21 protein-coding genes and 1 pseudogene are annotated in these 25,869 nt (G+C 68.5%); 12 read left to right on the top strand and 10 right to left on the bottom strand.

Annotated features, from left to right (window positions below):
* The first annotated feature begins 82 nt into the window (after window positions 1–82).
* Window positions 83–3,205, top strand: coding sequence for an ATP-dependent helicase (locus EV643_RS34730; protein ID WP_238166010.1), 3,123 nt, complete (start codon window positions 83–85; stop codon window positions 3,203–3,205).
* Complete coding sequence (locus EV643_RS34735) at window positions 3,205–6,444, top strand: ATP-dependent helicase (protein WP_133804440.1); 3,240 nt, start codon at window positions 3,205–3,207, stop codon at window positions 6,442–6,444. The genes EV643_RS34730 and EV643_RS34735 overlap by 1 nt, the downstream gene beginning before the upstream one ends.
* Before the next feature lie 245 nt (window positions 6,445–6,689).
* Here EV643_RS34735 and EV643_RS34740 read toward each other — a convergent pair whose 3' ends face one another.
* From EV643_RS34740 to EV643_RS34755, 4 genes are all read right to left on the bottom strand, one after another.
* Window positions 6,690–7,358, bottom strand: a complete 669-nt coding sequence (locus EV643_RS34740) for a Uma2 family endonuclease (protein WP_133804441.1) — start codon at window positions 7,356–7,358, stop codon at window positions 6,690–6,692.
* 69 nt (window positions 7,359–7,427) lie between these two features.
* Window positions 7,428–7,931, bottom strand: coding sequence for a Uma2 family endonuclease (locus EV643_RS34745; RefSeq protein ID WP_133804486.1), 504 nt, complete (start codon window positions 7,929–7,931; stop codon window positions 7,428–7,430).
* A 42-nt stretch (window positions 7,932–7,973) separates the two neighbouring features.
* Entirely contained in the window at window positions 7,974–9,728 is a 1,755-nt protein-coding gene (locus tag EV643_RS34750; protein WP_133804442.1) for an IucA/IucC family protein, read from the bottom strand.
* A 1-nt stretch (window position 9,729) separates the two neighbouring features.
* Window positions 9,730–10,338: a GNAT family N-acetyltransferase gene (locus EV643_RS34755; RefSeq protein ID WP_133804443.1), complete on the bottom strand. Its 609-nt coding sequence runs from the start codon at window positions 10,336–10,338 to the stop codon at window positions 9,730–9,732.
* Window positions 10,339–10,527: 189 nt separating this feature from the next.
* On the opposite strand from EV643_RS34755, the pseudogene EV643_RS46565 reads away from it, so the two are divergent.
* Window positions 10,528–10,614, top strand: a pseudogene (locus EV643_RS46565) (GOLPH3/VPS74 family protein); the annotation flags it as partial.
* A gap of 91 nt (window positions 10,615–10,705) precedes the next feature.
* On the top strand, window positions 10,706–11,206 hold the full coding sequence (locus tag EV643_RS34760) for a GOLPH3/VPS74 family protein (RefSeq protein ID WP_255513071.1): 501 nt from the start codon (window positions 10,706–10,708) through the stop codon (window positions 11,204–11,206).
* A gap of 36 nt (window positions 11,207–11,242) precedes the next feature.
* Here EV643_RS34760 and EV643_RS34765 read toward each other — a convergent pair whose 3' ends face one another.
* Both EV643_RS34765 and deoD read right to left on the bottom strand, forming a co-directional pair.
* Window positions 11,243–11,761 carry a hypothetical protein gene (locus EV643_RS34765; RefSeq protein ID WP_133804444.1) on the bottom strand — a complete coding sequence of 173 codons (519 nt, stop codon included), beginning with the start codon at window positions 11,759–11,761 and terminating at the stop codon, window positions 11,243–11,245.
* Window positions 11,762–11,778: 17 nt separating this feature from the next.
* Window positions 11,779–12,492 (bottom strand): purine-nucleoside phosphorylase, encoded by a 714-nt coding sequence (gene deoD, locus EV643_RS34770; protein WP_133804445.1) that lies wholly within the window; start codon window positions 12,490–12,492, stop codon window positions 11,779–11,781.
* A gap of 81 nt (window positions 12,493–12,573) precedes the next feature.
* Between deoD and nudC the strand changes: the two genes are divergently transcribed.
* Window positions 12,574–13,497 (top strand): NAD(+) diphosphatase, encoded by a 924-nt coding sequence (gene nudC / locus EV643_RS34775; protein ID WP_133804446.1) that lies wholly within the window; start codon window positions 12,574–12,576, stop codon window positions 13,495–13,497.
* A gap of 3 nt (window positions 13,498–13,500) precedes the next feature.
* Here the strand turns inward: nudC and EV643_RS34780 are convergent, their stop codons facing one another.
* Entirely contained in the window at window positions 13,501–13,740 is a 240-nt protein-coding gene (locus EV643_RS34780) for a mycoredoxin (protein ID WP_133804447.1), read from the bottom strand.
* A gap of 110 nt (window positions 13,741–13,850) precedes the next feature.
* On the opposite strand from EV643_RS34780, the gene EV643_RS34785 reads away from it, so the two are divergent.
* The 3 genes from EV643_RS34785 (at window position 13,851) to EV643_RS47220 (ending at window position 17,419) form a co-directional block, all read left to right on the top strand.
* Entirely contained in the window at window positions 13,851–15,971 is a 2,121-nt protein-coding gene (locus tag EV643_RS34785) for an ATP-dependent DNA helicase UvrD2 (protein WP_133804448.1), read from the top strand.
* A 740-nt stretch (window positions 15,972–16,711) separates the two neighbouring features.
* Entirely contained in the window at window positions 16,712–17,167 is a 456-nt protein-coding gene (locus EV643_RS47195) for a WhiB family transcriptional regulator (protein ID WP_440589990.1), read from the top strand.
* Between the two features lie 30 nt (window positions 17,168–17,197).
* Window positions 17,198–17,419, top strand: a complete 222-nt coding sequence (locus tag EV643_RS47220; protein ID WP_502255087.1) for a putative WhiB-interacting protein — start codon at window positions 17,198–17,200, stop codon at window positions 17,417–17,419.
* Window positions 17,420–17,907: 488 nt separating this feature from the next.
* Here EV643_RS47220 and EV643_RS34805 read toward each other — a convergent pair whose 3' ends face one another.
* Window positions 17,908–18,432, bottom strand: a complete 525-nt coding sequence (locus tag EV643_RS34805) for an NUDIX domain-containing protein (protein ID WP_133804450.1) — start codon at window positions 18,430–18,432, stop codon at window positions 17,908–17,910.
* 83 nt (window positions 18,433–18,515) lie between these two features.
* On the opposite strand from EV643_RS34805, the gene EV643_RS34810 reads away from it, so the two are divergent.
* Window positions 18,516–19,988, top strand: a complete 1,473-nt coding sequence (locus tag EV643_RS34810) for an MFS transporter (RefSeq protein WP_133804451.1) — start codon at window positions 18,516–18,518, stop codon at window positions 19,986–19,988.
* A 15-nt stretch (window positions 19,989–20,003) separates the two neighbouring features.
* Window positions 20,004–20,171 (top strand): hypothetical protein, encoded by a 168-nt coding sequence (locus tag EV643_RS44410; RefSeq protein ID WP_166665687.1) that lies wholly within the window; start codon window positions 20,004–20,006, stop codon window positions 20,169–20,171.
* Between the two features lie 37 nt (window positions 20,172–20,208).
* On the opposite strand, the gene EV643_RS34815 is transcribed toward EV643_RS44410, so the two are convergent.
* Complete coding sequence (locus EV643_RS34815) at window positions 20,209–21,528, bottom strand: ABC1 kinase family protein (protein ID WP_133804452.1); 1,320 nt, start codon at window positions 21,526–21,528, stop codon at window positions 20,209–20,211.
* A 140-nt stretch (window positions 21,529–21,668) separates the two neighbouring features.
* Complete coding sequence (locus EV643_RS44415) at window positions 21,669–21,827, bottom strand: DUF5679 domain-containing protein (RefSeq protein WP_012922897.1); 159 nt, start codon at window positions 21,825–21,827, stop codon at window positions 21,669–21,671.
* A gap of 511 nt (window positions 21,828–22,338) precedes the next feature.
* Here EV643_RS44415 and EV643_RS34820 point away from each other — a divergent pair.
* Window positions 22,339–22,875, top strand: a complete 537-nt coding sequence (locus EV643_RS34820; RefSeq protein ID WP_133804453.1) for a M48 family metallopeptidase — start codon at window positions 22,339–22,341, stop codon at window positions 22,873–22,875.
* A 210-nt stretch (window positions 22,876–23,085) separates the two neighbouring features.
* Window positions 23,086–25,275, top strand: coding sequence for an MMPL family transporter (locus EV643_RS34825; RefSeq protein WP_133804454.1), 2,190 nt, complete (start codon window positions 23,086–23,088; stop codon window positions 25,273–25,275).
* The last annotated feature ends 594 nt before the right edge of the window (window positions 25,276–25,869 follow it).

Here is a 25,869-nt window from a genome sequence, read left to right on the forward strand (position 1 = left end):
CCGGTACCGGCTTGTCAGGCCGGAGGGACGGCAGGCGGTGGCACCGCCGGCACCTGTTCTCGATGCTGATCAGCAAGCTGTGGTGGACCATCCAGGTGGTCCACTTCTTGTGCTGGCCGGCCCCGGCACCGGGAAGACGACGACCTTGGTCGAAGCAGTCGTCGACCGAGTCGCCAACCGCGGGCTGACGCCCGACGAGGTGCTCGTGCTGACGTTCGGGCGGAAGGCGGCAACCGAGCTCAGGGATCGGATCACCGCGCGCCTCGGGCGGACCACGCGGGTGATGCCGTCGATGACGTTCCATTCGTTCTGTTATGCGTTGTTGCGCAGGTTCACGCCGGCGGATGCGTTCGACGTGCCGCTGCGGCTGCCGTCCGGGCCGGAGCAGTCGTTGCGGTTGAGCGAAGCCCTCGGAGGCAGTCGCGAGGTCGGCGCCGTGCATTGGCCGGGGAGTCTGCATCCGGCGTTGAAGACGCGCGGATTCACCGACGAAGTGCAGGCGGTCATCGGCAAGGCGCGGCAGCTCGGGCTCGATCCGGAGGACCTGTCGGCGATCGGGCATTCGGCGAGCCGGCCGGAGTGGGTCGCGGTCGGCGACTTCTTCGAGGAGTACCTGCAGATCCTCGACCACGAGCAGGTGCTGGACTACTCCGAGCTCATCCACCGCGCGGTGATCCTGGCCCAGCAACCCGAGGTGCGGGCGAAGTTGCGCCAGGAGTTCAAGGCCGTCTTCGTCGACGAGTACCAGGACACCGATCCCGGCCAGACCAAGCTCCTGCAGGCGCTCGCCGGTGACGGCCGCGACCTGGTCGTGGTGGGCGACCCGGACCAGTCGATCTACACGTTCCGCGGCGCCGAGGTGCGCGGTCTGCTGCGCTTCACCGACGAGTTCCGTACTGCGTCCGGCGAGCCCGCCCCGCAGATCGCGCTCGCGACCACCAGAAGATTCGGTACGACGCTGCTCCGCGTCTCCCGCAACGTGGTGAACCGCCTCGGCGTACCGGGCGCACTCGATCGCGACACGTTCGAGCGGTTCCGCAATCCCGATGGGAGTGGATGCGTCTACGGCCCGGGCAAGGTGGAGGCGAACCTCTACTCGACCAGTGGCGCCGAGCTCGAGCACATCGCCGACCTGCTCCGCCGGGCCCACGTCCAGGACGGCGTCGGCTGGCACGAGATGGCGGTGCTGGTCCGATCCGGCAGCCGGTCGATCCCGCCGTTGCGTCGCGCGCTGGCGGCCGCGGGGATTCCGGTCGACGTCGCCGGCGACGAGTTGCCGTTGTCCCGCGAACCCGCAGTACGGCCGATGCTGCTGGCCCTGAGGGCGGTTGCCGATCCGTCGACGCTCACGGTGGACGTCGTCCGGGCGTTGGCGTTGTCGCCGTTGGGGGCGATGGATGCCGGTCAGCTACGGCGGCTGGCCCGGGTACTGCGGAAGCGCGATCGCGAGGCTGCGGGTGGTCAGCGGTTGCCGCGTTCGTCGGACGAGTTGTTGCGTGAGGCGCTGCTGGATCCGTTGCTGCTGGACGAGCAGGCGTCACCGGCCGAGGCGCGGTTCGCGGCCCTGGGGGAGAGGTTGCTCAAGGCAAGGAACATCGTGATCGCGGGAGCCGCGCCGGACGAGGTGATGTGGTCGCTGTGGTCGGAGTCGCCATGGTTGCGTCGACTCCGCGGTCAGGCGAACAGCGGCGGTGAGGTCGCGCGGACGGCGAACCGGGATCTGGACTCGTTGTGCGCGCTGTTCGACGCGGCGAGCCGGGCCGAGGAGCAGGTCGGGTTCAAGGGCGTCTCGGCGTTCCTGAGTGAGTTGGAGTCGCTCGACATCGCGGCGGACAACCGGTTCGATGCGACGTACCGCGAGGCCGGCGTACAGCTGATGACCGCGCACCGGTCGAAGGGTCTGCAGTGGCGGCTCGTCGTCGTGGCGAGCGTGCAGGAGGGGCAGTGGCCGGACCTCCGGCGCCGGGGTTCGCTGCTGGAACCGGACCGGCTCGGCCCGGACGGACTGGTGGAACCGCTGTCGGCCGGGGCGTTGCTGGCCGAGGAGAGACGGTTGTTCTACGTCGCGATCACCCGGGCCCGGGAGAGGTTGATCGTAACGGCGGTGCAGGCGCCTGAGGCGGATGGCGATCAGCCGTCCCGATTACTTGCCGAGCTGGACATTCCTTTGAAACTGGTCGCCGGACGGCCGCGCCGACCGCTGTCGTTGTCCGGGCTGGTCGCGGATCTGCGGTGCGTGCTGGCGGATCCGGCTTCGTCTCCGGCCTTGAAGCGGGTCGCCGCCGATCGGCTGGCGTTGCTGGCGGATGCGGTGGACGAGCGTGAGTACTCGCTGGTCCCGACGGCGGATCCGCAGCGGTGGTGGGGTGTGCGGGAGCGGACGAGGTCCGAGCGGCCGATCGCGGATCCCGATCTGCCGGTGCCGTTGTCGGGGAGTGCGCTGACGACGATCGTGGACTGTCCACTGCGCTGGTTCCTGCAGCGTCGCGCGGGTGGGGAAACACCCAGTACGTCGGCGATCGGGTTCGGCATGGTTCTTCATACGTTGGCGGACGCGGTCGCGACGGGGACGCTGCCGCCGTACGCGGACGAGTTGAACGGATGGCTCGACAAAGTGTGGACGCAGTTGGAGTTCGAGTCGTCCTGGATCTCTGATCGTGAGCGGGTGGAGGCGGAGCAGGCGTTGCGGCGGTTCGTCGCGTGGCACCAGGGGCGGCCGGATCGCACGCTGCTCGGTACGGAGGTGGACTTCAGCGTGCTGCTGCCGGACACGGACAAACCGGCCGTGCAGGTGAAGGGCCGGATGGACCGGATCGAGCAGGACAGCGACGGCGCGGTCCGGGTGATCGATCTGAAGACGGGCCGGTCGATTCCGACCAAGCCTGCGCTGGAGCGGCATGTTCAGCTGGCGATCTACCAGCGGGCGATCGCGTCTCGGCAGCTGGAACAGCTCGGCGAGGATCCGCGCAGTGGTGGTGCCGAGCTGGTCCAGCTCCGGCATGACGACAGCGGGCTGCCGAAGGTGCAGCCGCAGGCGCCGTTGGAGGCCGACGAGGACGGCCGTACCTGGCTGGACGAGGCCGTCGAGGACGCCGAGGCGATGGTCCGCTCCGAGGAGTTCGTTGCCAAGCGCAACGACGGCTGCACCCGCTGCGAGGTCCGCGGCCTCTGCCCCATCCAGCCCGAAGGCCGGGAAATCGTCTGATGCGCGCTCAGCTGACCTCTACGGCGGATCTCGTTGATTTGCTGGGAATTCCGTTCAGTGATCAGCAGTTGGCGGCGATCACCGCGCCGCTTGCGCCTGGGGTGATCGTGGCCGGGGCGGGTTCGGGGAAGACGACTGCGATGGCCGCGCGGGTCGTCTGGTTGATCTGCACGGGTCAGGTGAAGCCGGAGGAGGTGCTCGGGCTGACCTTCACCAAGAAGGCCGCCAACGAGCTCGACGTGCGGATCCGCGAGGACCTGACCAAGGCGGGCGTGCTCGGCTCGACCCTGCCGCCCGAGCAGCACCCGATCCTCGCAGCCCACCTGCGCAGCAACATCCCGAACTGGGAGCCTGAGGAACCAGGCGAGCCCGTCGTCTCGACGTACCACGCCTTCGCCGGCACGTTGATCGCCGAACACGGACTCCGGCTCGGCCTCGAACCCGACGTCCGGGTGCTCGCCGACGCGACCAGGTTCCAGCTCGCCGGCCGCGTCGTACGCCGATCCGCCGGGCCGATCCGGCACGCATCGCACCACGTGCCGACGTTGGTCAACAGCCTGCTCTCGCTCGACGGTGAGCTGGCTGACCACCTGCTCCGCGCGGACGAAGTACGGGATCACGACGAGGCGGTACGCCGTGAGGTGGCCGCGGCGCGGAAGCAGACCGTCGAGGTGAAGAAGCTCGCCGAGACGTCGCTGAAGCGGGGCGAGATCCTGCAACTGGTCGAGGAATACCAGGCATACAAGGCGGATCGCGGTGTCGTCGACTTCGCGGACCAGATGGCGCTCGGGGCGCGACTGGCGGAGGAGTGTCCCGAAGTCCCGGTGATCGAGCGGTCGCGGTACAAGGTCGTGCTGCTGGACGAGTATCAGGACACGTCCGTCTCGCAGCGGCGGATGTTGACGGCGTTGTTCGCCGGGCCGGATCCCGAACACGGTCGCGGGCACCCGGTCACGGCTGTCGGCGACCCCTGCCAGGCGATCTACGGTTGGCGCGGCGCGTCGGTCGCGAACCTGGACGAGTTCCCCGAACACTTCCGGAACCTCGACGGTACGCCGGCCAACCGCTACGTGCTGAGCGTGAACCGGCGCTGCGGCAGCCGGATTCTCGCCGCGGCGAATCAGCACGCGACCGAGCTCTACGTACAACACCCCGGTGTGATTCCGCTGGAGGCGCCTGAGGGTGCTCCGGAGGGCGCGATCACGGTCGGGCTGTTCGAGACGCGGTCGCAGGAGATCGAGTGGGTCGCGGACTCGATCGTCGCCGCGCACCGGACGCCGAACCGCCGGTGGAAGGACATCGGCATCCTGATGCGGACCAACGTCGACCTCAGCGCGGTGCACGAGGCGTTGATCGCGCGCAAGGTCCCGGTCGAGGTGGTCGGGCTGGGCGGGCTGCTCACGTTGCCCGAGGTGGTCGACGTGGTCGCGACCCTGCAAGCGGTGAACGACCTGACCGCGAACGCGGCGATGCTGCGGATCCTCACCGGGCCGCGGTACCGGATCGGGCATCGCGATCTCGCTCTGCTCGCCAACCGGTCCCGGGCGCTGGCCGACGGCGGCGAACGACCCGCTGCCGACGATCTGGTCGCTGCCCTGGATGCTGCCGTCGCGGGGATGGATTCGACCGAGGTGATCTCGCTCGCCGAGGCCGTCGACGATCCGGGGACGGCGGCGTGGGGGTATTCGCCGGCGGCGCTGGAGCGGTTCCAGGAGCTGTCGGCCGAGCTTCGCGAACTGCGGGCGCATGCGGCTGAGCCGTTGCTGGATCTGGTCCGCCGGGTGATCAGCACGATCGGGCTCGACGTGGAGCTGACCGCCACCCCGGATCACGTGGACTCGGGTCGCCGGGATCACCTGGCCGCGTTCTTGGATGCCGTGGGCAACTTCGTGTCGACCGAGTCGGACGGCTCGCTCGACGGGCTGCTCGCGTATCTGGCCGCCGAGGAGGAGTACGCCGCCGGCCTCGACCTCGCCGTACCGAGTGAGGCCGATTCGGTCAAGCTGCTCACCACCCACCGGTCGAAGGGGCTGGAGTGGCCGGTCGTGTTCGTGCCGACGCTGGTGTCGAAGGTGTTCCCGTCGGATCGCGGCCGGGACAAGTGGACCACGAACGCGAAGGTGCTGCCGTGGCCGTTGCGCGGTGACGCCGACACGTTGCCCGATTTCCACGACCTGTCGAACGCGGGGCTGAAGGCGTTCGCCGACGAGTGCAAGGACGTGAACGCGCTGGAGGAACGCCGGCTCGGGTACGTCGCGTTCACCCGGGCGAAGGAGATCCTGGTCGCCACGGGGCACTGGTGGGGGCCGACGCAGAAACGCCCGCGCGGACCCTCGGCGTACCTGGAGATGCTGAAGAAGCACGCGGGCGACCGGGTCGTCGAATGGGCGCCGCAACCGGAACTGTCGGCGGAGAACCCGGAGCTGGCGGAGCAGACCCGGGCGCCGTGGCCCGCGGCGTACGACTCGGCGGCGTACCAGCGTCGGCTCGAAGCGGTCGCGTTGGTCGAGCGATCCCGGGCGGAAGGGCCGTCGGTCGAGGCGGAGGAGTCGTTGCTGCTGGACGAGCAGGCGACGGTCGCCCGGTGGGACTCGGAGATCGAGCGATTGTTGTCCGAGGCAAGGGAAAGCCGGAGCCGGAAGGCGTACGACGTGGAGTTGCCGCGCGCGTTGTCGGCGACCCAGGTGATGCGGCTGGCCAAGGACCCGGACGGCCTCGCCGCCGAGCTGGCCCGGCCGATGCCGCGCAAACCCAACCGGGCCGCACGTTTCGGGACCAGGTTCCACGCCTGGGTGGAGAGCTACTTCGGCCAGCAGTTGCTGCTCGATCCCGACGACCTGCCCGGCGCCGCGGACGAGGGGATCGTCGACGACACCGACCTGTTCGAACTGATGGACGCGTTCCGGATCGGCCCGTTCGGCGAGCGCACACCGTACGAGATCGAGGCGCCGTTCGCCTTGTCCCTCGGCGGTCGGGTGATCCGCGGCCGGATCGACGCGGTGTACCAGGTGGTCCGGCCGGACGGTTCCCGCGGCTACGACGTCATCGACTGGAAAACCAGCCGCACCGAGGCCGCCGACCCCCTCCAACTAGCCATCTACCGAGTCGCCTGGTCCGAACTCCTCGGCATCCCCGTCGACCAAATCGACGCCGCCTTCTACTACGTCCGCACCGCCGACATAATCCGCCCCGAAAACCTCCCCAACCGCGAAACCCTCATCAGTTTGCTGAACGGCTAGCCTGCGCCTGCACCTCCCGGCCTTACGACCGAACGTGATCCGGCATGCGACGTGCCCGGCCGGCTTCCTTGGCCGCTGGCGGGTTGTGTCGCCACTGCCGAGTCGTTGGACCGATGTCGCGCTACAACACGCCACCGGCAACACAACCCGGCAGTGGCCGGCGGTAAGCGGATAGTCGAGGGACCGTGAACAGGATGCCGGGAGCTCGAACAACCTGTGCGGTGTTCACGGTCCCGCGATGTTGGTCAAGCTTCGGCGTCGGTGCCCGTCTTGGCCGTCGGATCGTGTTCGCGTTGCGATGGGTGGTCCGTCAGTCGGCCCGGGACGACCTCGACTGGGAACGGTAGGTCGGCCGTGAATACCTCGCCTCCGGTGACTACGGCGCGTTCGGCGTACTGGCCGTTGACCAGTTCGAGGACCGTCAGCGTCTGCTCGGTCGGATCGAGCATCCAGTACGAATCCACGCCTGCCTTCTCGTAAAGCGAAGGCTTTAACGTGGTGTCCGTGGTGCGTGTGGCGGACGACAGGATCTCCACGGCGAGGAACGGCGGATGTTCGAGGATGTGTCGCCCGAGATCGTCGCGATGGCAGACCAGTACGTCCGGCTGCAGCGATACCCACTCGGACGGCCGGAAGTCGACCGGCCCGGTGAGCACCCTCAGATCGTCAGGTCGATGCTGCCCGAGCAGGGTGGCGAGCTCCGTCGCGATCGCCTGATGGGCCAGGGTCGGCCGATGTGAGACCAGCAGCGCGCCCTCGATGATCTCGAACCTGCCTACGTATGGCAGGGCATCGAGCTCCGCCGGGCCAAATGCGCACGTCGCCCGGCGGGGAGCCCAGTCAAGAGACTGCGGGTCCGGATGCGGCTGGTTGGCGGGGTGCTCGCCGGTGCAGGTCGTCGTCGTGTCGGTCATGCGCGTCAGCGTTGCGTGGTTCGGCGGTGGGGCGGAGGGCTGATGCGGATCTGCCCTGGGGTGCCCCGGTCATCCCGTCAAGCCCGCCGGGGTTAGGTCGATGGAGAAGGGGTGTGTGGCGTGGAAGGTTTCGTTGTGTTGGAGGACGGCTTGGCAGGTGTAGTGGGATTCGGTCAGGGCGAGGATGGTGAGTTCTTGGGTGGTGGGGTCGAGGATCCAGTACGACGGGACGCCGGCTTGTTCGTACAGGGCTCGTTTGTGGACTACGTCGGTGATTCGGGTGCTGGGGGAGGTGACCTCGACGGCTAGGAGCAGGCGGGTCGTGTACTGCGGGCCGGCGTCCTCTGCGCGGCAGACGAGGAGGTCGGGGCGGAGTGAGAGGTGCCGGGTGGGGCGGAAGTCCAGCGAGTTCACCGCGACGCGGAGGTCTGGTGGGCAGGCTTGTTTGAGCTGCACGAGGACGGCGACGACGGCCGCGTGGTGAGCAGGTGGTTGCGCACCCGTCACCAGCAAACGGCCGTCCGCGATCTCGTACCGCCGCCCATCCGTCCGCGCGTTCCCCAGATCGTGCATCACCTCATCAGCATGACCGAAATCGCCGATGCACCGCGGGAGTTATCCACAGATGGGGTTCTCCAGGGTGCCGATGAAGACCAGGGAGCTGGCTACGTCGGTCAGGTCGACCATTTGCTGGTTGTTCCGCAGTTGCAGCCGGTTCAGGCACGACAGCGCGAACTCCGGCGCGAACATGTCGTACTTCGCGAACGCGTCCGCCAACTCCGGTGTCGCCGCCTGGTAGTCGCGCACCGAGTCCCGCACGACGGCCCAGAACTCCTCCGGCGTCAGCAGTCCCTCCCGATCGAGCAACGGCGAGAGGAACCGGAAGATGCAGTCGAACACATCCGTGAAGATGCTCAGCAACTTCTCATCGTCGGGTACGTCGGCGCGGACCCGTTCGGCGTCGGCGGAGAGCTCGGTCGAAGGACTCAGGACGGCGATCTCCTCCGCGATGTCCTTCATGATCACGCGGCTCGGCACCGCGTCCCGCAGTACCAGGATCAGGTTCTCCCCGTGCGGCATGTAGACCAGTTCGTACGCGTAGAAAGAGTGCAGCAACGGCACCAGGTACGCGTCGAGGTAAGCGCGCATCCACGCGGCCGGCGCGAGACCCGACTCGCGGATCAAGGCGGCCGCGAGCGGCGTACCGTGCCGGTCGACGTGCAGCAGGCTCGCCATCGTGGCAAGGCGTTCGCCCGAGTCGAGCGCCGGTAGCGGGCTCTCCCGCCAGAGCGCGGCCAGCATCTTCCGGTACGGCGAGATCTTCGGCGTCGCGGCCTCGTAGTACGTGTTGTGGTACCCGACCGCGGCGATCTCACGCAGTACCGAGAAGCCGTACCGCTTGAGTGTCACGTCGTTCTCGACCAGCCCGTACACCCAGTCGTTGATCGCCGGCGTCTTCTCCATGTACGTCGGTGACAGGCCGCGCATGAATCCCATGTTGAGCACCGACAACGCGGTCTTCACGTACGCGCGTTCCGGGTGCGACCGGTTGAAGAACGTCCGGATCGACTGCTGCGGCTGGTAATCGTCGTCGCTGGCGCCGAGGTGGATGATATGTCGCTGGGCGATGTCCGCGGCGAACGTGATCGACGTCTTGTTCTCCCACTGCCACGGGTGCACCGGCATCAGTCGATACCCGGCCGGGTCCTCGCCGACCGCGCGGATCCGTTCGGCGAATCGCTGCAACGTGTCCGGACCGAGTTCGTCGCGCAGGAACTCGTCGTAGGAGATCGTCGTGCTGTGCGACACCGTCGTACGGTCCGCGCGGGCGGCGATCCACGTCAGCCGGACTGCCGCACCCGTCTCCGGTGCGAAGGCGCGGTAGTCGTTCACGCCGAATCCGAGCCGGCCGTTGTTCGCGACGAAGCACGGGTGCCCCTCGGTCATCGCGGCCTCGATCGTCTGGAAGTCCGCGTGGACCAGGTCGGCCGCGATCAGGTCCGGCTTCGCCAGTTTGTACGCCGAGCTCGCGAGCGTGCTGCTGATCTCCTCGAGGTACACGGGCAACATGTCGGCACCGATGCCGAGCTGCTCGTGGAACTCGGTGATGAAGTCGAGCGCGTCCACCGGCGCCTCGGCCCCGTCCTTGGTCCGCCGGATGCTGGCGGCGTCCACCTCCCAGTGGTGCAAGGGGTAGAGCTTCGCCTCGAAGTAGTAATTGCTGACCGGGTTCGCGAGCAGGAAACCGTTGCCGGTGGCAATGGGTTCGAAGATGCGTTCGTGGGTGAACTCGGCCAGCGCCTTGCGGACCAGGGCGCGGTTGGCGACGGCCCAGACGTCCGGCTGGAGGTGTGCGGTCGGTTCGGTCATCTCAGCCTGCCTCATTCAGATCTGGAGTCGCGGCGGAAACCGCTTCGGCGTACTGGTCGCGGGTGCAGAAGCTCAGCCAGGACTGCTTGTCCGGCAGGTCGACGATGCTGTGCTTGCGGAAGCCCGTCCGTTCGTTCAGAGCTTGGATCTTGGTGTTGTTCACGTCGGGTTCGACCACGACGCGGTCCACCAGCGGATCACTGAACAGGAAGTTGAGGATCGTCTCGAACACGGCTCCGGTGAAACCCGGGATGCGGTGCTCGGGCGGTGCCACCAGGACGTGCATGCCGATGTCGCCGGGCGCGGGGTCGTACACCTTGCCGACCGGATCGTGCTTGGGTTCGTACCGCTCCATCAGGAACGCGGGGCGGCCGTCGTGCTCGCCGAGGAACGCCTGGTGATATCCGGTCTGCTCGATCCGCCGGTATTCCCTGCGCACGTCGGCGACCGATGCCTCCGTCAGGCCCCAGTACCGTGCGTACGGCTGGGTGACCCAGCTGTGCAGGGTCGGGGTGTCGGCGTCCACGTCCAGCGGGCGGAGGGTGAGCGCGCCGACGCCGGCAGTGTGATGCCGGTAGAAGGGCTGTCGTTCTGGCGCAGCACGGTTCATGGCGGATTCCCTGCTTTCGAGGTGGGCGACTCCTGTTAGCTAAGGCTTACCTTAGTAGATAACTGAGAGGGCATCGAATCCGGTCCGCATCCCGGCGCCGTCCGGGCGGGCGCCACTACTGAAGGGGGATGCAGCGGGTACACCGCGAGGCTGATGTTGGCTGATCGATCGGCGGCCTACGTTGGAGGCATGTTGATCGCCGAGGATCTCCTGTTGCTGCTGTACGACGACGCGAGTGGCAAGCCGATCGCTGGGTCGCCGGGGCTGGACTACGCGCTGGCCGGGGCGGTCGTCATCGAGTTGACGATGCTGGGCAAGGTGAACGTCGCCGGGCCGGGAGAGGACGTCAAGGCAAGGCCGGTTGAAGGTGCTGGACACAGCGCCGACCGGCGACGCCGTACTGGACGAGCGGCTGGCCGTCCTGGTCGGGAAGGCGGGCCGGAAGCCCAAGGACGTGATGGGGAAGCTGTCGAAGAAGCTGCGCGACCAGGTGCTGGAGCGGCTGGCCGGGCGGGGAATTCTTGAGGCGGACAAGGACAAGGTGCTCGGGCTGTTCCCGGTGACGCGGTGGCCGGCCAAGGACGCACAGCACGAGCTGGAGGTCCGGGCGGGGCTGGAGGGCGTACTCAAGCTCGGGATGCAGCCGGATGAGCGGACCGGTGCGCTGATCGCGTTGCTGAGCGCGTTGAACGTGGTGCCGAAGGTGGTGACGGACGCGGTCGACAAGAAGGCGCTGAAGCAGCGCGCCAAGGCGATCGCGGAGTCCGATTGGGCCGCGGACGCGGTGCGCAAGGCCGTGCAGGAGATGCAGGCAGCGGTCACGACCACGATCGTGGTCTCGGCCGGGGGAGCAACAGCCGGAAACTGACCTGGTGGAGGTGTCCTCCACCTGACGATTGCCGGTCTACTCCGCTTGGCAGTTGGCTGTGCAGAGCTTGTCCATCAGGCTCAGGTGCGCGCCCGGTTCTTCACTGTCCACCTCGACCGACCAGTCGATCTGCCAGTCGCCCTCGGTGGTCTGCGCCGCCGTCTCGTCCGCCTGCTCACCGAACCAGTCGACCATCGGCTGAGCGGGGCTGACCTGTGCCAGCTCCAGCGCCTGCGGCAACACCTTGCCGATCGCGGCCGCTGCGACGTCTGCGGATCCCTCCGAATGCAGTGACACGACCGGCGGCCGAGTGTGGTTGCCCGTGAGTACCCACACCGCCACCGCGCCCGTAGTACAGATCGCGTAGTCGCCGTCCCTGCCGCACGTGTACCCGGCGCCCGACAAGCGGGAGATGACCTCCGTCGGGGTCACCGTCGACACCTCACTGGACGGGGTGTCGACGGCGGCCGGTGTCTGCTCGGAGGACGGTGTCTCTTCGGGCGGGTTGTCGTTCGAGCAGGCCGTGGTACCGACGAGCAGGGCGATGCTCGTCAACGCGATGCCGATGCGGTTCAGACCGGTACCTCGATCGCTGCGTCGAGTGCGATGGTGATCATCTCGGAGAAGGTGGTCTGCCGCTCCTCGGCGGTCGTCTCCTCCTTGGTGATCAGGTGGTCCGACACGGTCATGATGCCGAGCGCGCGACGACCGAACTTGGCGGCCAGCGTGTACAGCGCGGAGGCCTCCATCTCGATCCCCAGGACGCCGTACTCCGCGGTCCGCGCCACCAGGTCGGGGCGGTCGTTGTAGAACAGGTCGCCGGAGAACACCTGGCCGACGTGCACGTTCAGCCCGGCGCGCTCCGCGTTGTCCACAGCCGCACGGAGCAACTGGTAGTCGGCGGTCGGCGCGTAGTCGATCCCGTGGAACCGGAGCCGGTTCATCTGCGAGTCGGTGCTGGCGGACATCGCCACGATCACGTCGCGGAGCTTGACCTTCTCGGTCAGCGCGCCACACGTACCGACCCGGATCAGCGTCTGTACGTCGTACTCGGCGAACAGTTCGTTCGCGTAGATCGAGGCCGACGGCTGACCCATCCCGGAGCCCTGGACGGAGACCTGCTCACCCTTGTAGGTGCCGGTGAACCCGTACATGTTCCGGACCTCGTTGTACCGAGTGACGTCTGACAGGTAGGTCTCGGCGATCCACTGGGCCCGCAGGGGATCCCCGGGGAACAGCACGCGCGGAGCGATCTGCCCCTTCTCGGCGGCGATGTGAATACTCATGGACGGGATCCTCCCACGGAGGGTCCCCAACTGCGCCCCGGGCGCGGTGAGGACCCTTGCCGCGCGGGATAGTTTGTGGCTGTGGCCTACTCGATCAGTCCTGGTTCGCTCGCTCTGTCCCGTTCCGTCCTGGACCGCGCCGCTGACCGGCGACGGGACACCGAGTGGCTGGAGAAGGTGTGGGCCTCACCGGACACACAGGTCGCGGTGGTCGCCAAGGACAAGTTGGTGGTGACAGCAGAGCGCACCGCACTGAAGCTGGTGTCGCCTACGGAGGCGCCGGAGGGCATCCGGATCTTCCTGGGCATCGACCGTGAAGCAGGCGCCGGCCAGACCGCCGACGGGCGCGCCGTGTTCGCAGTACTGGTCGAGGGCGAGCCGGACGAGTCGTACGCCGGGCTGCGCGAGATCGGCGGCATCCTGGACGACCGGGAGGCCGGGATCGCGGTCAACGTGGTCGGCCTGTCCAACTGGCACGGCGTACACACGCACTGTGCGAACTGCGGCGAACACACCGAGGTCGTCGAAGCCGGTCACGTCCGTGAGTGCCCTACCTGCGGTGCGCACCACTTCCCGCGGAGCGACCCGGCGATCATCGTGCTCGTGACGGACGACCATGACCGTGCACTGCTCGGCCGCAACCCGAATTGGCCGCCTGGCCGCTTCTCCACCCTCGCCGGCTTCGTGGAGCCCGGTGAATCCCTGGAGGCCGCCGTACGCCGCGAGGTCCTCGAGGAAAGTGGTGTCGTCGTCGGCAACGACGTGTACTACGCGGGCAGCCAGCCCTGGCCGCTGCCGTCGAGCCTGATGCTCGGGTTCTACGCGGTCGCGACCGAGTTCGACATCGAGGTGGACGCGGACGAGATCGTCGACGCCCGCTGGTTCAGCCGGGACGACCTGCGCGCGCTGATCGAGGAGGGCTCGATGGCCCTCCCCGGCAACATCTCCATCTCCCGCCGCCTGATCGAAGGCTGGTACGGCGCCGAACTGACCGGCAGCTGGTAGTACTCAGGCGACGAGCTTCTCGGCGACCTGCGCGAGGCTCGGGTTCGTCATCGCGGTGCCGTCCGGGAAGACCACCGTCGGCACCGTCTGGTTGCCGTTGTTGATCTTCTCGACCAGCTTGGCGGCGTCCGGCACCTGCTCGATGTCGACCTCGGCGAACGCGATCCCGGCCCGCTTCAGCTGACCCTTCAGCCGGTGGCAGTAACCGCACCAAGGGGTCGAGTACATCGTCAGTGCCGCCATCGTGGCTTGCTCCGTCTCTCGTCGTCACCGGGCCGCGAATTCTGTCCGCCGACCCGTCTAGGGTGGTCCTCGTTGTATCCGAACCACTGCGACGGGGGTCCTGTTCCCGCATGTCTCAGCCCGTGAGCGACTTCACACAGGTCGTGGCGAGCCGGTCCGCCGACGCCCTGCTCGAGGCCCTCGACCCCGAGCAGCGAGCCGTCGCGACCGCGCTGCACGGGTCCGTCGTGGTGATGGCTGGCGCCGGAACCGGGAAGACCCGCGCGATCACCCACCGGATCGCGTACGGCGTGCGGACGGGCACGTTCGACCCGGTCCGGGTGCTCGCCGTGACGTTCACCCAGCGTGCCGCGGGGGAGATGCGTGGCCGGCTCGCCCAGCTCGGCGCGGACGGCGTACAGGCCCGGACGTTCCACTCCGCGGCGTTGCGGCAGGCGCGCTTCTTCTGGCCGAAGGTGTACGGGTCGGAGTTGCCGCCGATCGTGGACCGGAAGTTCCCGCTGCTGACCGAGGCGGCGTCGCGGTGCCGGGTCCGGGTGGACACGCCCGCGTTGCGCGACCTGGCCGGTGAGGTCGAGTGGTCGAAGGTGAGCAACGTCCGCCCCGACGACTACGCCCGGATCGCGCCGAAGTCGGGCCGGACCCTGGCGGCCTTCGACCCGGCCACGATCGCCCGGATCTTCGCGGCGTACGAGGACGTCAAGCTGGAGCGCGGCCGGATCGATCTGGAGGACGTGCTGCTTTGCGCGGTCGCGCTGCTCGCCGAGGACGAGCGGGTCGCGGCCGAGATCCGGCGGCAGTACAGGACCTTTGTGGTCGACGAGTACCAGGACGTCAGCCCACTGCAGCAGAGTCTGCTCGACCTGTGGCTGGGTGGGCGCGAGGACGTGTGCGTGGTCGGTGATCCCGCGCAGACCATCTACTCGTGGGCCGGCGCCGACCCGCAGAACCTGGTCCGCTTCGCCGCGCGGCACCCGTCGGCGACCGTGATCAAGCTGATCCGGGACTACCGCTCGACCCCACAGGTGGTGGAGGTCGCCAACAAGATCCTCGACGCCGCCGGCACGGCCGGGCTGCCCGGGCAGGTGACTCTGCGTTCGCAGCGCGAGCCCGGCCCGGCGCCGACGTACCGGGAATATCCCGACGAGGTTGCCGAGGCGGACGGGGTGGCCCGCGCGATCCAGCGCTTACAAGACTCCGGTACGGCGCTGCGCGACATCGCCGTGTTGTTCCGGACCAATGCGCAGTCGGAGAACTTCGAACAGGCGTTGGCCGAGCGGCGGATCCCGGCGGTGCTGAAGGGGGCCGAGCGGTTCTTCGAGCGGGCCGAGATCCGGCAGGCGGCGATGCTGCTGCGCGGTCAGACCAAGGCGGGGGACAGCGGGGGAGACCTCGCTGAGACCGTTCGCGGGGTGCTCGCCGGGGCCGGGTGGTCCCCCGAGCAGCCAACCGGCAAGGGCGCGGTCCGGGATCGGTGGGAGTCGCTCAGCGCGCTGGTGACGATGACGTCGGACTTCGCGGCCGCGCATCCAGAGGCGGGGCTGGCCGAGCTGATGACCGAGCTCGACCGGCGCGCGGCGATCCAGCACGCGCCGCTCGCGGAGGGTGTCACGCTCGCGACGCTGCATACCGCGAAGGGCCTGGAGTGGGGCTGCGTCTTCATCGTCGGCGCCCACGAGGGGACGCTGCCGATCAGCTACGCCCAGACCCCGTCTCAGGTGGAGGAGGAGCGGCGGCTCTTCTATGTCGGTGTCACCCGGGCGAAGGACCAGCTCTCCGTCAGTTGGTCCACGTCACGCTCTCCGGGTGGCCGTGGCCAGCGGGGGCCTACTCGTTTTCTCGATCCGCTCGGCGTCCGCGGCTCGTCCCGCTCGGCGTCGGACTGGCAGCCGTCGTCCCCTCGTACCGGCCGGGAGCGCTCGGACAAGCCGATCCCGAAGTGCCGCGTCTGTGGTCGCGCCCTGCTCGACGCGGGCGCGCGCAAACTCGGCCGCTGCGAGGACTGCCCGTCGACGATGGACCAGAAGCTGTACGACGCCCTGTTCGAATGGCGCGCCGAGCGAGCCGCCGAGGAGAGCGTGCCCGCCTTCGTCATCCTCACCGACGCCACGCTCACAGCCGTCGCCGAAGCCCGCCCGACCGACGAACGGTCCCTCCTCCGCCTCCCCGGCATCGGCCGCACCAAACTGACCAAGTACGGCGAACCCATCCTCAACATCTGCACCCGCTGACCGCACCACAGCTGCACCGCCCCGCCGGCCCGGCCTGCGGGCGGCGCAGGCCGGTTCCGGGGGGACCTTGAACAGGAACCGGGGAGCTCAGACAGGTCCCGAACCTGTCCGAGGTCCCCGGTTCCCGTCCGAGGTCCCCGGTTCCTGGTCAAGGTCGCAGCGGCGACCCAGCGGTGCAGGCCCGCGTCGTACCGGCGAAGCTGCCCCATCGGGCAGGCCGCCGGAAAAGGCCTTGCGTGGTTGACGGCGGCGAGCGCACAGTGGACGGGTGTGATTTTGCTGAGAGCAGACAGATCGCGGCGCGTGGCATTTAGGTGACACAGGCAACGATCTCGCAGGGTGCCGGTGAGGCCCCGGAGCGTGCCGGGTCGGCGCGGCGGCCGCAAGATGAGGCCGCTTCGGCGGCAACTTCCGGCCAACTTCGGAAACTGGCGATAAATAGTTTGCGGGCCTCGCATGCCTCGGCGTACTGTTCTTTCTGCGGTCACCGGTGTGGCCGAAAACTTCAAACCATAGCGATCGAGCTTGCTGCCCGTTCGTCACAACGAGAGGAGGTGCCCTGGGATGAACACCATGATTCGGAAGCCTAAGTCCGACATGACCGCGCTGCCGTGCGCCCTGATCCAGGGTGCCCCGTCGCGTCTGCACGTCGCGACCGTTGTGCTCCTGGCGCCGGATTACGCCCAGTTCGAGGGCGGAGCTGTCGCCGATGTGAAGCGTGGCGGTCAGGGTTCTAGAGCATGGAGACCACCGGCCTGACTCTCAAGTCAGCCGGCACCTCCGAGGCCGCGGAACCCACCAAGGGTCCCGCGGCCCTTTTGTTTGTCAGCACAGATTTACCGGCCACCAACCGGTGGTCGGAACGGACGACAAGAGATCAGCACGACAGTCACTTGGAGGTGACCGGAATGAGCGTGAGCTTCCTCGATGCATTCACCGAGGTGGCCTCGTCGCAGGACCTGCCCTGTCGGTCCTACGCGCCAGAACTCTTCTTCGCCGAATCGCCGGCGGACGTCGAGTACGCCAAGTCTCTCTGCACCACCTGCCCGCTGAAGGCGGAATGCCTGGCCGGAGCGCTCGAGCGTTCCGAGCCGTGGGGAGTGTGGGGCGGCGAGCTGTTCGTCCAGGGAGTGGTGGTTCCGCGCAAGCGGCCCCGTGGGCGTCCCCGCAAGAACGACACCGTGACCGCTGCCTGAGACCCACCCATCCGAATCGAGACTCGAACCATGAACCCGAATCAGACTTCGCACAGGAGAACCGAAATGCATTTACTTCACGAAGATCTCGCCCGTGCTCATTGTCGATCCAGACTGAGTGACGCGGAGCAGAACCGGCGCTTCCGCCTGGCGCAGACCGTTGCGCGGGCGCAGAAGCAGGCCGAGCGGGCCACGGCGCGTGCGGAGAGGGCCAGCGCAAAGGCGCGCCTCACCCTCGCCCGCCTGGTCTGATCCACCCCGGTGCCGAACCACCGGCCGGACCGCCAAGGTCCGGCCGGCCGGCGCCACCCAACCGGCCGACCACCCAGGAGCCGATCTCCCAGGGCCCGGCCGCGCAAGAACCCGGCCGCGGTATGAGCACGGCCGGCGCAGAACCGGAGCAGGGGGCCGAGAGCTGCGCCGGCCGAGTACACACCCCGGCCGACAGCTGAAACACCGAAGGGGCGGCATCCACCGAGACGCCGCCCCTTCGCCACGCCCACCGTGGCCCACCGCCGCCACCCCCGCCCACCGCCGCCACCTCCGCCCACCGCCGGCACCCCCGCCCACCGCCGGCACCCCCGCCCACCGCCGGCACCCCCGCCCACCGCCGCCACGCCCACCGCCGCCACGCCCACCGCCGCCACCCCCGCCCACCGCCGCCACCCCCGCCGACGGTCGCCCCGCCCTTTGCCACAAGCTGCCCCCACCTCCCGGTTTCGGCCGCCTCAGGGGTTGTCCTAGGAGTTCAGCAGGGTTTGCTGGAGGCCTACGAGGGTGATGGCGCTGACGATCTCGCGGCGCTGGATCAAGCCCGGTACGTCGGACAGCGGGATCCACTCGATTCGGTCGGACTCGTTTCGCTCGACCGGGTGCCCGATCCAGGTCGCCGTGGTGGCGCGGTACACGTGGTGGGCCGCGTCCATGATCCCCGCGCCCGGCTGGGAGTAGATCAGCTCGCTCAGCGGCCCCGGACGCCAGCCGGTCTCCTCCTCGACCTCCCGCGCGGCCGCCGCGATCGGCGTCTCACCGGGCTCGACGATCCCCATCGGCAGTTCCCAGGCCCACGTGTCCGTCAGGAACCGATGCCGCCAGAGCAGCAGCACCCGATCGTCGACGTCCGTCACTACCGCAGCGGCCACGTCGCTCAGGCGGATCGCGTGGTACTCCGTCCGCCCTCCATCCGGCTGTTCGACGTCCAGGGCGCGCACGCTCAACCACCGACTGCCCCAGAGCTCCTCGTCACCGTGGATCCGCCAGCGCATGGTTACGGACGAACCCTATGTCGATCCACGGTTCGTCCGTACGACGCACTGGTATCGGACGGATCGTCGGAAGGACTGGACGGATGGACATCGTGGCGGCACCCAAGGCGGGTCGCAGGGAGTGGATCGGACTCGCAGTACTCGCACTGCCCACCCTCCTGGTCTCACTGGACACGTTCGTGATGCTGCTGGCGCTCCCACCGGTCGCCACGGCGCTCGGCGCGACCAGTAGCGAGCAGCTGTGGATCATGGACGTCTACGGGTTCATGGTCGCCGGGTTCATGATCACGATGGGGTCCCTGGGCGACCGGATCGGGCGACGCCGGTTGTTGCTCGCGTCAGCGCTCGTATTCGGGGTGGCGTCCGTGCTCGCGGCGTACGCGAACAGCCCGGAGCTCCTGATCGGCGCCCGCGCCCTGCTCGGTCTGGCCGGTGCCGCGATCACGCCGTGCACGCTCTCCCTGGTGATGAATCTGTTCCGCGATCCCCGGCAGCAGGCCTCCGCGATCGGGATCTGGGGCGGCTGCTTCACGGTCGGTGCGGTGATCGGTCCGGTCGTCGGTGGGGTGCTGTTGGAGCACTTCTGGTGGGGTGCGGTGTTCCTGATCGGGGTGCCCGCGATGGTGGTGCTGCTGGTCGCCGGGCCGCTGTTGCTGCCGGAGTACCGCGATGCGTCAGCCGGGCGGATCGACCTGCCGAGTGTGGCGCTCTCGCTCGCCGGGATCCTGCCCTTGATCCAAGGGCTGAAGCAGTTGGCGGCGTCCGGTTGGGGTGCTGGGCCGGCCGGGTTCCTGGTTGTCGGGCTGGTGTTCGGGTGGTTGTTCCTGCGGAGGCAGCGGCGGCTGGTGGATCCGCTGGTCGATCTGGGGTTGTTCCGGAAGCGGACGTTCACGGTGACGTTGGGGAGCATGATGACGTACTCGATGCTCTCCGGCGGGGTGATGGTGTTCGTCGCGCAGTACTTCCAGCTGGTCGACGGGTTGTCGCCGCTGAAGTCCGGGCTGGCACTGGTGCCGGGCATGATCACGTCGACCGTGAGCTTTCAGGTCGCTCCTTTGCTGGCCCGGTGGATCCGGCCGGGGCGGTTGATCGCGGGGGCGCTGGTGTTCACCGTGGTGGGGATGGGGTTGGTCGCGGTGGCTGACAGTACGGCGATGCTGGTGGTCGCGTTCGCTGTCACCTGCCTCGGGGTTGCGCCGTTGATCGTGCTGGGGACGAACCTGGTCGTCGGGTCCGTTCCGCCGGAGAAGGCGGGGACGGCTGCGGCGCTCTCACAGACGGGCAACGAGTTCGGGTACGCGCTGGGCATCGCAGTACTGGGCTCTGTCGTCACCGCGGTGTACCGGAGTGGCGCACCGTCGTCGGGTGGCGACTCGCTCGCCGCTGCACTCTCCGCCGGGCTCCCGGACGCCGTACTCGAGCAGGCGAGGGACGCGTTCACCAGTGGGCTGCACGTTGCCGCTGTGATCGCCGCCGTGGTGATCGCGGGGATGGCGGTGCTGCTGCGCGTCGTACTGCGCAAGCTTCCTGTACTAGGTGGCACCGACGGGCACTAGATGCAGACTGGTGCCATGGCCAATCCGACCTGTGCACTGTGTGGTCAGCAAGCCGACAGTGAGGACCTACCACTCACCTGGGTGACGTCGCTGGAGAACGGCCGGCAGCTCGTGTACTGCGACCGCTGTGCCCGCGACAACGTCCGCAACATCGAAACCAAGCTCGACAGCGCCTGGTGGTAGCCAGACCGGCGGCCGACAGCTCGACCGACGGCCGGGGTCAGTCGTCGGCTGTCGTGAAGCCCGGCAGGAACTCCTCGAGCACCTCGCGAAAGGGAGCTTCCGCCTCCAGCTGGGCAAGAACCGCCATGCCACCGATCCACAGTCGGTGGATGAGCACGTACGACGGCGGCATGTTGAGCTTGAAGGCCAGTGAGGCGTTCGGGGAGCGGAAATCGCCGGTGCGGCTCGCCTGTTCGCGCATCCAGGCCCGGCTGAACTGGAACGTCTCGGACCGGGCCGGCTCCGCGAACGGCGCCAGGTAGTCCATCAGCTGATCCGGGTCGATCTCCATCCGCGGCTTGACGAACCCCTCGTCGCGCAGCCCCTTCAGCACCGCGGCGCCGTCGCCGTCCAGCGAGATCCGCAGCAACCGCCCGATCGCGGGCGGCAGCCCGTCCGGGAGCCGTGCGCAGAGGCCGAAGTCGACCACGCCGAGCCGTCCGTCCTCCATCACCCGGAAGTTGCCGGGGTGCGGATCCGAGTGCAGCAACCCGGCCAGCCGCGGCCCGCTGAACATGAACCGCACGTACTTCAGCCCGATCTCGTCGCGCTCCTGCTTGGTGCCGCTCGCGATCACCGACGACAGCGGCTTGCCCTCGATCCACTCCGACACGATCACCGAAGGGGAGTGCTTGATCACGCGAGGTACGACGAATTCGGGGTGCCCCTTGAACGCATCGGCGTACTGCTGCTGGGCCTGCGCCTCGCGGTCGTAGTCGAGTTCTTCGCCGATCCGCTCCTGCAGTTCCGCGACCAGCGGCTTCATGTCGAGCCCGGGGACCAGCGTGCCGAACGTCCGGGCGAACCGGCCGAGCTGCCGCAGGTCCGCCCGCAACGCCTCCGCGGCGCCCGGGTACTGCAGCTTGACGGCGACCTCGCGCCCGTCCTTCAGCACCCCGCGATGCACCTGCCCGATCGACGCGGCCGCGGCCGGCAGGTCGTCGAACTCCTCGAACCGGTCCCGCCACCGCCGGCCCAGCTCACGCGACAGGATCGTGTGCACGGTCGAGGCCGGCATCGGCGGAGCAGAGTCCTGCAGCTTGGTCAGGGTCGCCCGGTACGGCGCCGCGAGCTCCTCGGGCATCGCGGACTCCATCAGGCTCAGCATCTGCCCGAACTTCATCGCGCCGCCCTTGAGCTCACCCAGGACGGCGAACAGCTGATCGGCGGTCCGGCGCTGGAACTCGGCCATCACCGCCTCGGCCGGCGCCCCGCCGATCCGCTTGCCGAGTCCGACGGTCGCCCGCCCCGCGGCACCGAGCGGCAGGCTGGCGAGCTTCGCAGTACGGCTCAACGCCTTGCGAGGGAGGTCCGACACTCTCCCATTCTGTCGGGTCCCCCCAAGCGAACCCCACCCCGGGTCGTCCCAAGCGCCTGCCAGTTGTTCCGGCCGTTAGACGCGACGAGGGGCGGTGGTCCGACCTGGTGGTCGGGCCGCCGCCCCTACGACTTGGTGCGTCAGGCCTTGCCGAGGATCCGGTTCAGGTTCGTACCGCACTCGGGGCACTTGGCCTTGGCCATGCGCGTGCCCTTGTCGTTGACCTTGACCTCGCCGTCGGCGGTGCGCTTGGCCTTGCACTTGACGCAGTAGAACTCGCCGCTCCAGGTCTCTGCCATGAGGGCCCTCTCCTTGCTCTGAATACCAGCCGGGGCGTTGGCCCCAGGCCGTCGTGGATGCTAGTGGCAGACCGTCCTGCCGTAGGCCGTTCGGCCCAGTTCGGGATTCACCCTACGGCAGGCTGAGCGCGACTCAAGCGCACTTCCCGGCCCGCGTGCCGCGTGGAAACCCCTTTCCGAGATCACCGCCGACACAGAACAGGCTCCCGGAGATCCGCCTGCGGAACCGCTCGGCTTCCCCTCCGAGCGGCCCCGGAGGCGGTCCGGGAGCCTGTTGCAGACGACGCTAGAAGGCGCTCGGCGAACCGGCAACCCCGGATTGTCCACCCCTGTGGATAAACCTGTGGGCAAGCTGTGGGACGCGCCGACGGACACTGTGGACGGGCGGGGGAACAGGATGTGAACAAACGGCGTCCATGGAACCGCTATCGGCCGTCTGACCTGCGAAAACGTTCGTGCACAGGATGTGGACGGAAGAAAGTTGGGGGTTTCGGGCGATACGGTTTGCTCCATGGCCGACTCTCCGCCGCGACCGATCCCGCCGTACGTGGACATCCGCCGCAGCAAGCGCCGCAAGCGCACCGTGAGCGCCTACCGGGACGGCGAGCGGGTGGTCGTGCTGATGCCCGACCGGCTGTCCGCCGCGGAGGAGGCGCGCTGGGTCGAGACCATGCTCCAGCGGCTCGAACGACAGCGCAGCCGGTCCCGCGTGTCGGACGAAAAATTGTTGGCCAGAGCACATGAACTCGCGTGTCGCCACCTGCCGGAAGTGCCCGAACCTGCGTCAGTTCGCTGGGTTTCGAACCAAAACAGACGATGGGGATCCTGCACTCCGGCGGACCGCTCGATCCGCCTCTCCACCCGGTTGCAGGCGATGCCGGCCTGGGTCGTCGACTACGTCCTGGTGCACGAACTCGCCCATCTGGTCGAGCCGTCGCACAACGCCGCCTTCTGGAACCTCGTCCACCGGTACCCCAAGGCCGAGCGGGCCGAGGGCTACCTGGAGGGCATCTCCGCCGCCGCCAACCTCACCCTCGACGACTTCTGACCCTCCCGGATACGGCGAACCGGGGTTCACCGCAGGGTGGGGTGTGGTCTACCCCAGGGTGGGGGTGGGGCTGGCCCCAGGGTGAACTCGGTGGTCTCCTGCATGGTGGCGAACTACTGCTCTCCAGAAGGCTTGGACTCGTGACCAGCGACGGCGACCGGCCGGGCTGGGCGGGTGCGCCTGAGGGGGCGCAGAGGGGCAGGGAAACCAATGGCCAGGGGACAACTCACGGTGCGGATGGCACGCTGGAGCGCCACCCATCCGTGGCGGGCGATCGGGATGTGGGTCGTTGTGGTCGCCGCCTGTTTCGCACTCGGGTCGATGACCGGGACCAAGGAGTCGACCAACGAGGGCGACATCGGTGAGGTGACCCGGGCCGACAACATCGTCAAATCCGGCAACTTCGAGGACCACGACGTCGAGAGCGTGCTGATCACCGCGCACTCCGGCCAGCTCGACCAGGCCGAGGCCGGCCGGGTCGCCACCGTGGTGACTGAGCGGATGCGCGCCCTCGGTGGGGTCGCGGAGGTCGCCCAGCCGATCCTGTCGCCGAAGAAGGAAGCGCTGATCGTCAGGGTCACCCTGAAGGACGGCGACGACGACAACCGGGTGCAGCCGCTGCTCGACACGACCGCCAAGGTCCAGCAGGACTACCCGGGACTGCGGGTCGAGCAGGTCGGCGGCGAGTCGATCGACAAGGCACTGAACGAAACGCTCGGTGAGGACTTCAAGCGGGCCGAGATGTTCAGCCTGCCGGTGACACTCGCGATCCTCCTGATCGCGTTCGGCGCACTGATCGCCGCCTCGGTACCGCTGCTGCTCGCCCTGTCGTCGGTCGCCGCCGCGATCGGGTTATCCGCGGCCGCCTCCCAGCTCATTCCCGCGGTCGACGCGGTGAACAGCGTCATCCTGCTGATCGGTATGGCGGTCGGCGTCGACTACTCGCTCTTCTACGTCCGCCGCGAACGCGAGGAACGGGCCAAGGGCCGTGGTCACATCGACGCGGTCGAGATCGCCGCTGCCACGTCTGGCCACGCGGTCGTCGTCTCCGGTACCGCGGTGATCATCTCGATGGCCGGGCTGTTCCTCGCTCGCGACGCGGTGTTCTCCTCGTTCGCGGTCGGTTCGATCCTGGTTGTCGCGGTCGCCGTGGTCGGGTCGCTGACCGTCCTGCCGGCGGTGCTGGCCAAGCTCGGTCGTTGGGTGGACCGTCCGCGGATCCCGTTGCTGTGGCGGCTCACGGCTCGTAACAGCAAGCCCCGGTTCTGGCCCGCGGTCCTCAAGCCGGCCATCAAGCACCCGGTCGCGACGCTGCTGGTCTCCGTCATCGCGTTGCTCGCCGTGGCATCCCCCGCACTCGGTATGAAGCTGAAGTTCCCGGGGACGGAGGACCTGCCGCGCGACACTGCGGTGATGAAGGCGTACGACCGGCTCACCGCGGCGTTCCCGAGCACCGGCACCAGCCACGAGGTCGCAGTACGGGCTCCGGCGGATCAGCAGGCGGCGGTTCAGGCTGCGCTGACTCAGTTGGTCAAGCGGACCCAGTCCGACCCGCTGTTCGCGCAGGACGGGTTGGAGGAGCCGCAGGTGTCGCAGGACCGCACGGTGACTGTGCTGGAGGTCGCGACGCCGTACGAGGGTGGTAGTGAGCAGGCCCGTGATTCGCTGACCAAGTTGCGCACGGAACTGATGCCGCAGACCGTCGGCAAGGTGCCGGGCGTCGAGTACGCGGTCGGCGGGTTCGTCGCGGCCGATGTGGACTATGCGGCGCACACCCGGGCGAAGCTGCCGCTGGTGATCGGGTTCGTCCTGCTGCTGACGATGATCGTGATGATGGTGACCTTCCGGTCCGTGGTCGTCGCGTTGACCGCGATCGGGCTGAACGTGCTCAGCGCCGGCGCGGCGTACGGGGTCGTTACCGCGGTGTTCCAGAACACCTGGGCTGAAGGGTTGCTCGACTTCCGCTCGAACGGCGCGGTCGTGTCGTGGCTGCCACTGTTCCTCTTCGTGGTGCTGTTCGGGTTGTCGATGGACTACCACGTCTTCGTGGTCAGCCGGATCCGGGAAGCCGTACTGCGTGGGGTGCCGACCCGCAAGGCCGTTGCCGACGGCATCACCGGTTCGGCCGGTGTGGTGACGAGTGCGGCCGCGGTGATGATCGGGGTGTTCGCGGTCTTCGCGACGCTGAGCACGCTCGACATGAAGCAGCTCGGAGTCGGCCTGGCGGTGGCGATCCTGATCGACGCGACGATCATCCGGGCGGTCGTACTGCCGAGCGCGATGATCCTGCTCGGCGAAGCCAACTGGTGGGCACCGCGATGGTTGCGCGGTCGCCCCGCCAAGCACGCGGCCCCGACCGCCGCCCCCGAAGAAGAACGAGAGCTGACCCCAGTCGGCTGAACACCAGGTCGCGCCGGCTGACCACGATCGGCTGATCGACAACTGAAGAAGACAAGATCCCTCCGCCCCGGCCCGAGACGCATCCCGCCGGGGCGGAGGCCTGTATGGCGCCGGCTGGATCGCGACAGGAACCGGTCGTCCTGGATGACGATCAACCCGCTGGCCGCTGGCCGCTGGCCGCTGGCCGCTGACCGCTGACCGGGGACCGCTGACCGGGGACCGGCGACCCTGACCCGGGCGGTCTCGATGCCGGCGTGCTCGGCGTCCGGGGCGGATTCTTGCCCGCTGCGAGCCAGAAACCCTCCGCAGTCGCCGCGAAAACCCTCCCCGGTCGCCGCGAATCGTCCCGGTCCATCGAGTGTTCCGGCGGACGGACTGCGGAGCGACCTTGGGCACCGGCCAGTCACATATCGCGCCGGACTACGCCTGGTGGGTGCTCAAGGTGGGTCGCCGGCTCCGGGCGGGGCTGGCGCTGAGGTATCCGTTGGGACCGGGGCGTGGCGGGGCCGGGTGAGGTTGGAGTGAGGCAGGGTCGGTGAGGCGTGGTCGGGTGAGGCGAGCGGGGTGAGGTGGGTGAGGCGGGCGGGGCGAGGT

The organism is Kribbella caucasensis, assembly GCF_004361855.1.
GTDB classification, from domain to species: Bacteria; Actinomycetota; Actinomycetes; order Propionibacteriales; family Kribbellaceae; genus Kribbella; species Kribbella caucasensis.

Coding starts and splice junctions, on each gene's coding strand:
- EV643_RS34740 (WP_133804441.1), bottom strand. CDS start 7,358: ATGACCGACACGACGACGACCTGCACCGGCGAGCACCCCGCCAACCAG.
- EV643_RS47220 (WP_502255087.1), top strand. CDS start 17,198: ATGAACCCGAATCAGACTTCGCACAGGAGAACCGAAATGCATTTACTT.
- EV643_RS34825 (WP_133804454.1), top strand. CDS start 23,086: ATGGCCAGGGGACAACTCACGGTGCGGATGGCACGCTGGAGCGCCACC.
- EV643_RS47195 (WP_440589990.1), top strand. CDS start 16,712: ATGGAGACCACCGGCCTGACTCTCAAGTCAGCCGGCACCTCCGAGGCC.
- EV643_RS34735 (WP_133804440.1), top strand. CDS start 3,205: ATGCGCGCTCAGCTGACCTCTACGGCGGATCTCGTTGATTTGCTGGGA.
- EV643_RS34755 (WP_133804443.1), bottom strand. CDS start 10,338: ATGAACCGTGCTGCGCCAGAACGACAGCCCTTCTACCGGCATCACACT.
- EV643_RS44415 (WP_012922897.1), bottom strand. CDS start 21,827: ATGGCAGAGACCTGGAGCGGCGAGTTCTACTGCGTCAAGTGCAAGGCC.
- EV643_RS34750 (WP_133804442.1), bottom strand. CDS start 9,728: ATGACCGAACCGACCGCACACCTCCAGCCGGACGTCTGGGCCGTCGCC.
- EV643_RS44410 (WP_166665687.1), top strand. CDS start 20,004: ATGGCCAATCCGACCTGTGCACTGTGTGGTCAGCAAGCCGACAGTGAG.
- EV643_RS34745 (WP_133804486.1), bottom strand. CDS start 7,931: ATGCACGATCTGGGGAACGCGCGGACGGATGGGCGGCGGTACGAGATC.
- EV643_RS34780 (WP_133804447.1), bottom strand. CDS start 13,740: ATGGCGGCACTGACGATGTACTCGACCCCTTGGTGCGGTTACTGCCAC.
- deoD (WP_133804445.1), bottom strand. CDS start 12,492: ATGAGTATTCACATCGCCGCCGAGAAGGGGCAGATCGCTCCGCGCGTG.
- EV643_RS34805 (WP_133804450.1), bottom strand. CDS start 18,432: ATGCGCTGGCGGATCCACGGTGACGAGGAGCTCTGGGGCAGTCGGTGG.
- EV643_RS34785 (WP_133804448.1), top strand. CDS start 13,851: ATGTCTCAGCCCGTGAGCGACTTCACACAGGTCGTGGCGAGCCGGTCC.
- EV643_RS34810 (WP_133804451.1), top strand. CDS start 18,516: ATGGACATCGTGGCGGCACCCAAGGCGGGTCGCAGGGAGTGGATCGGA.
- EV643_RS34820 (WP_133804453.1), top strand. CDS start 22,339: ATGGCCGACTCTCCGCCGCGACCGATCCCGCCGTACGTGGACATCCGC.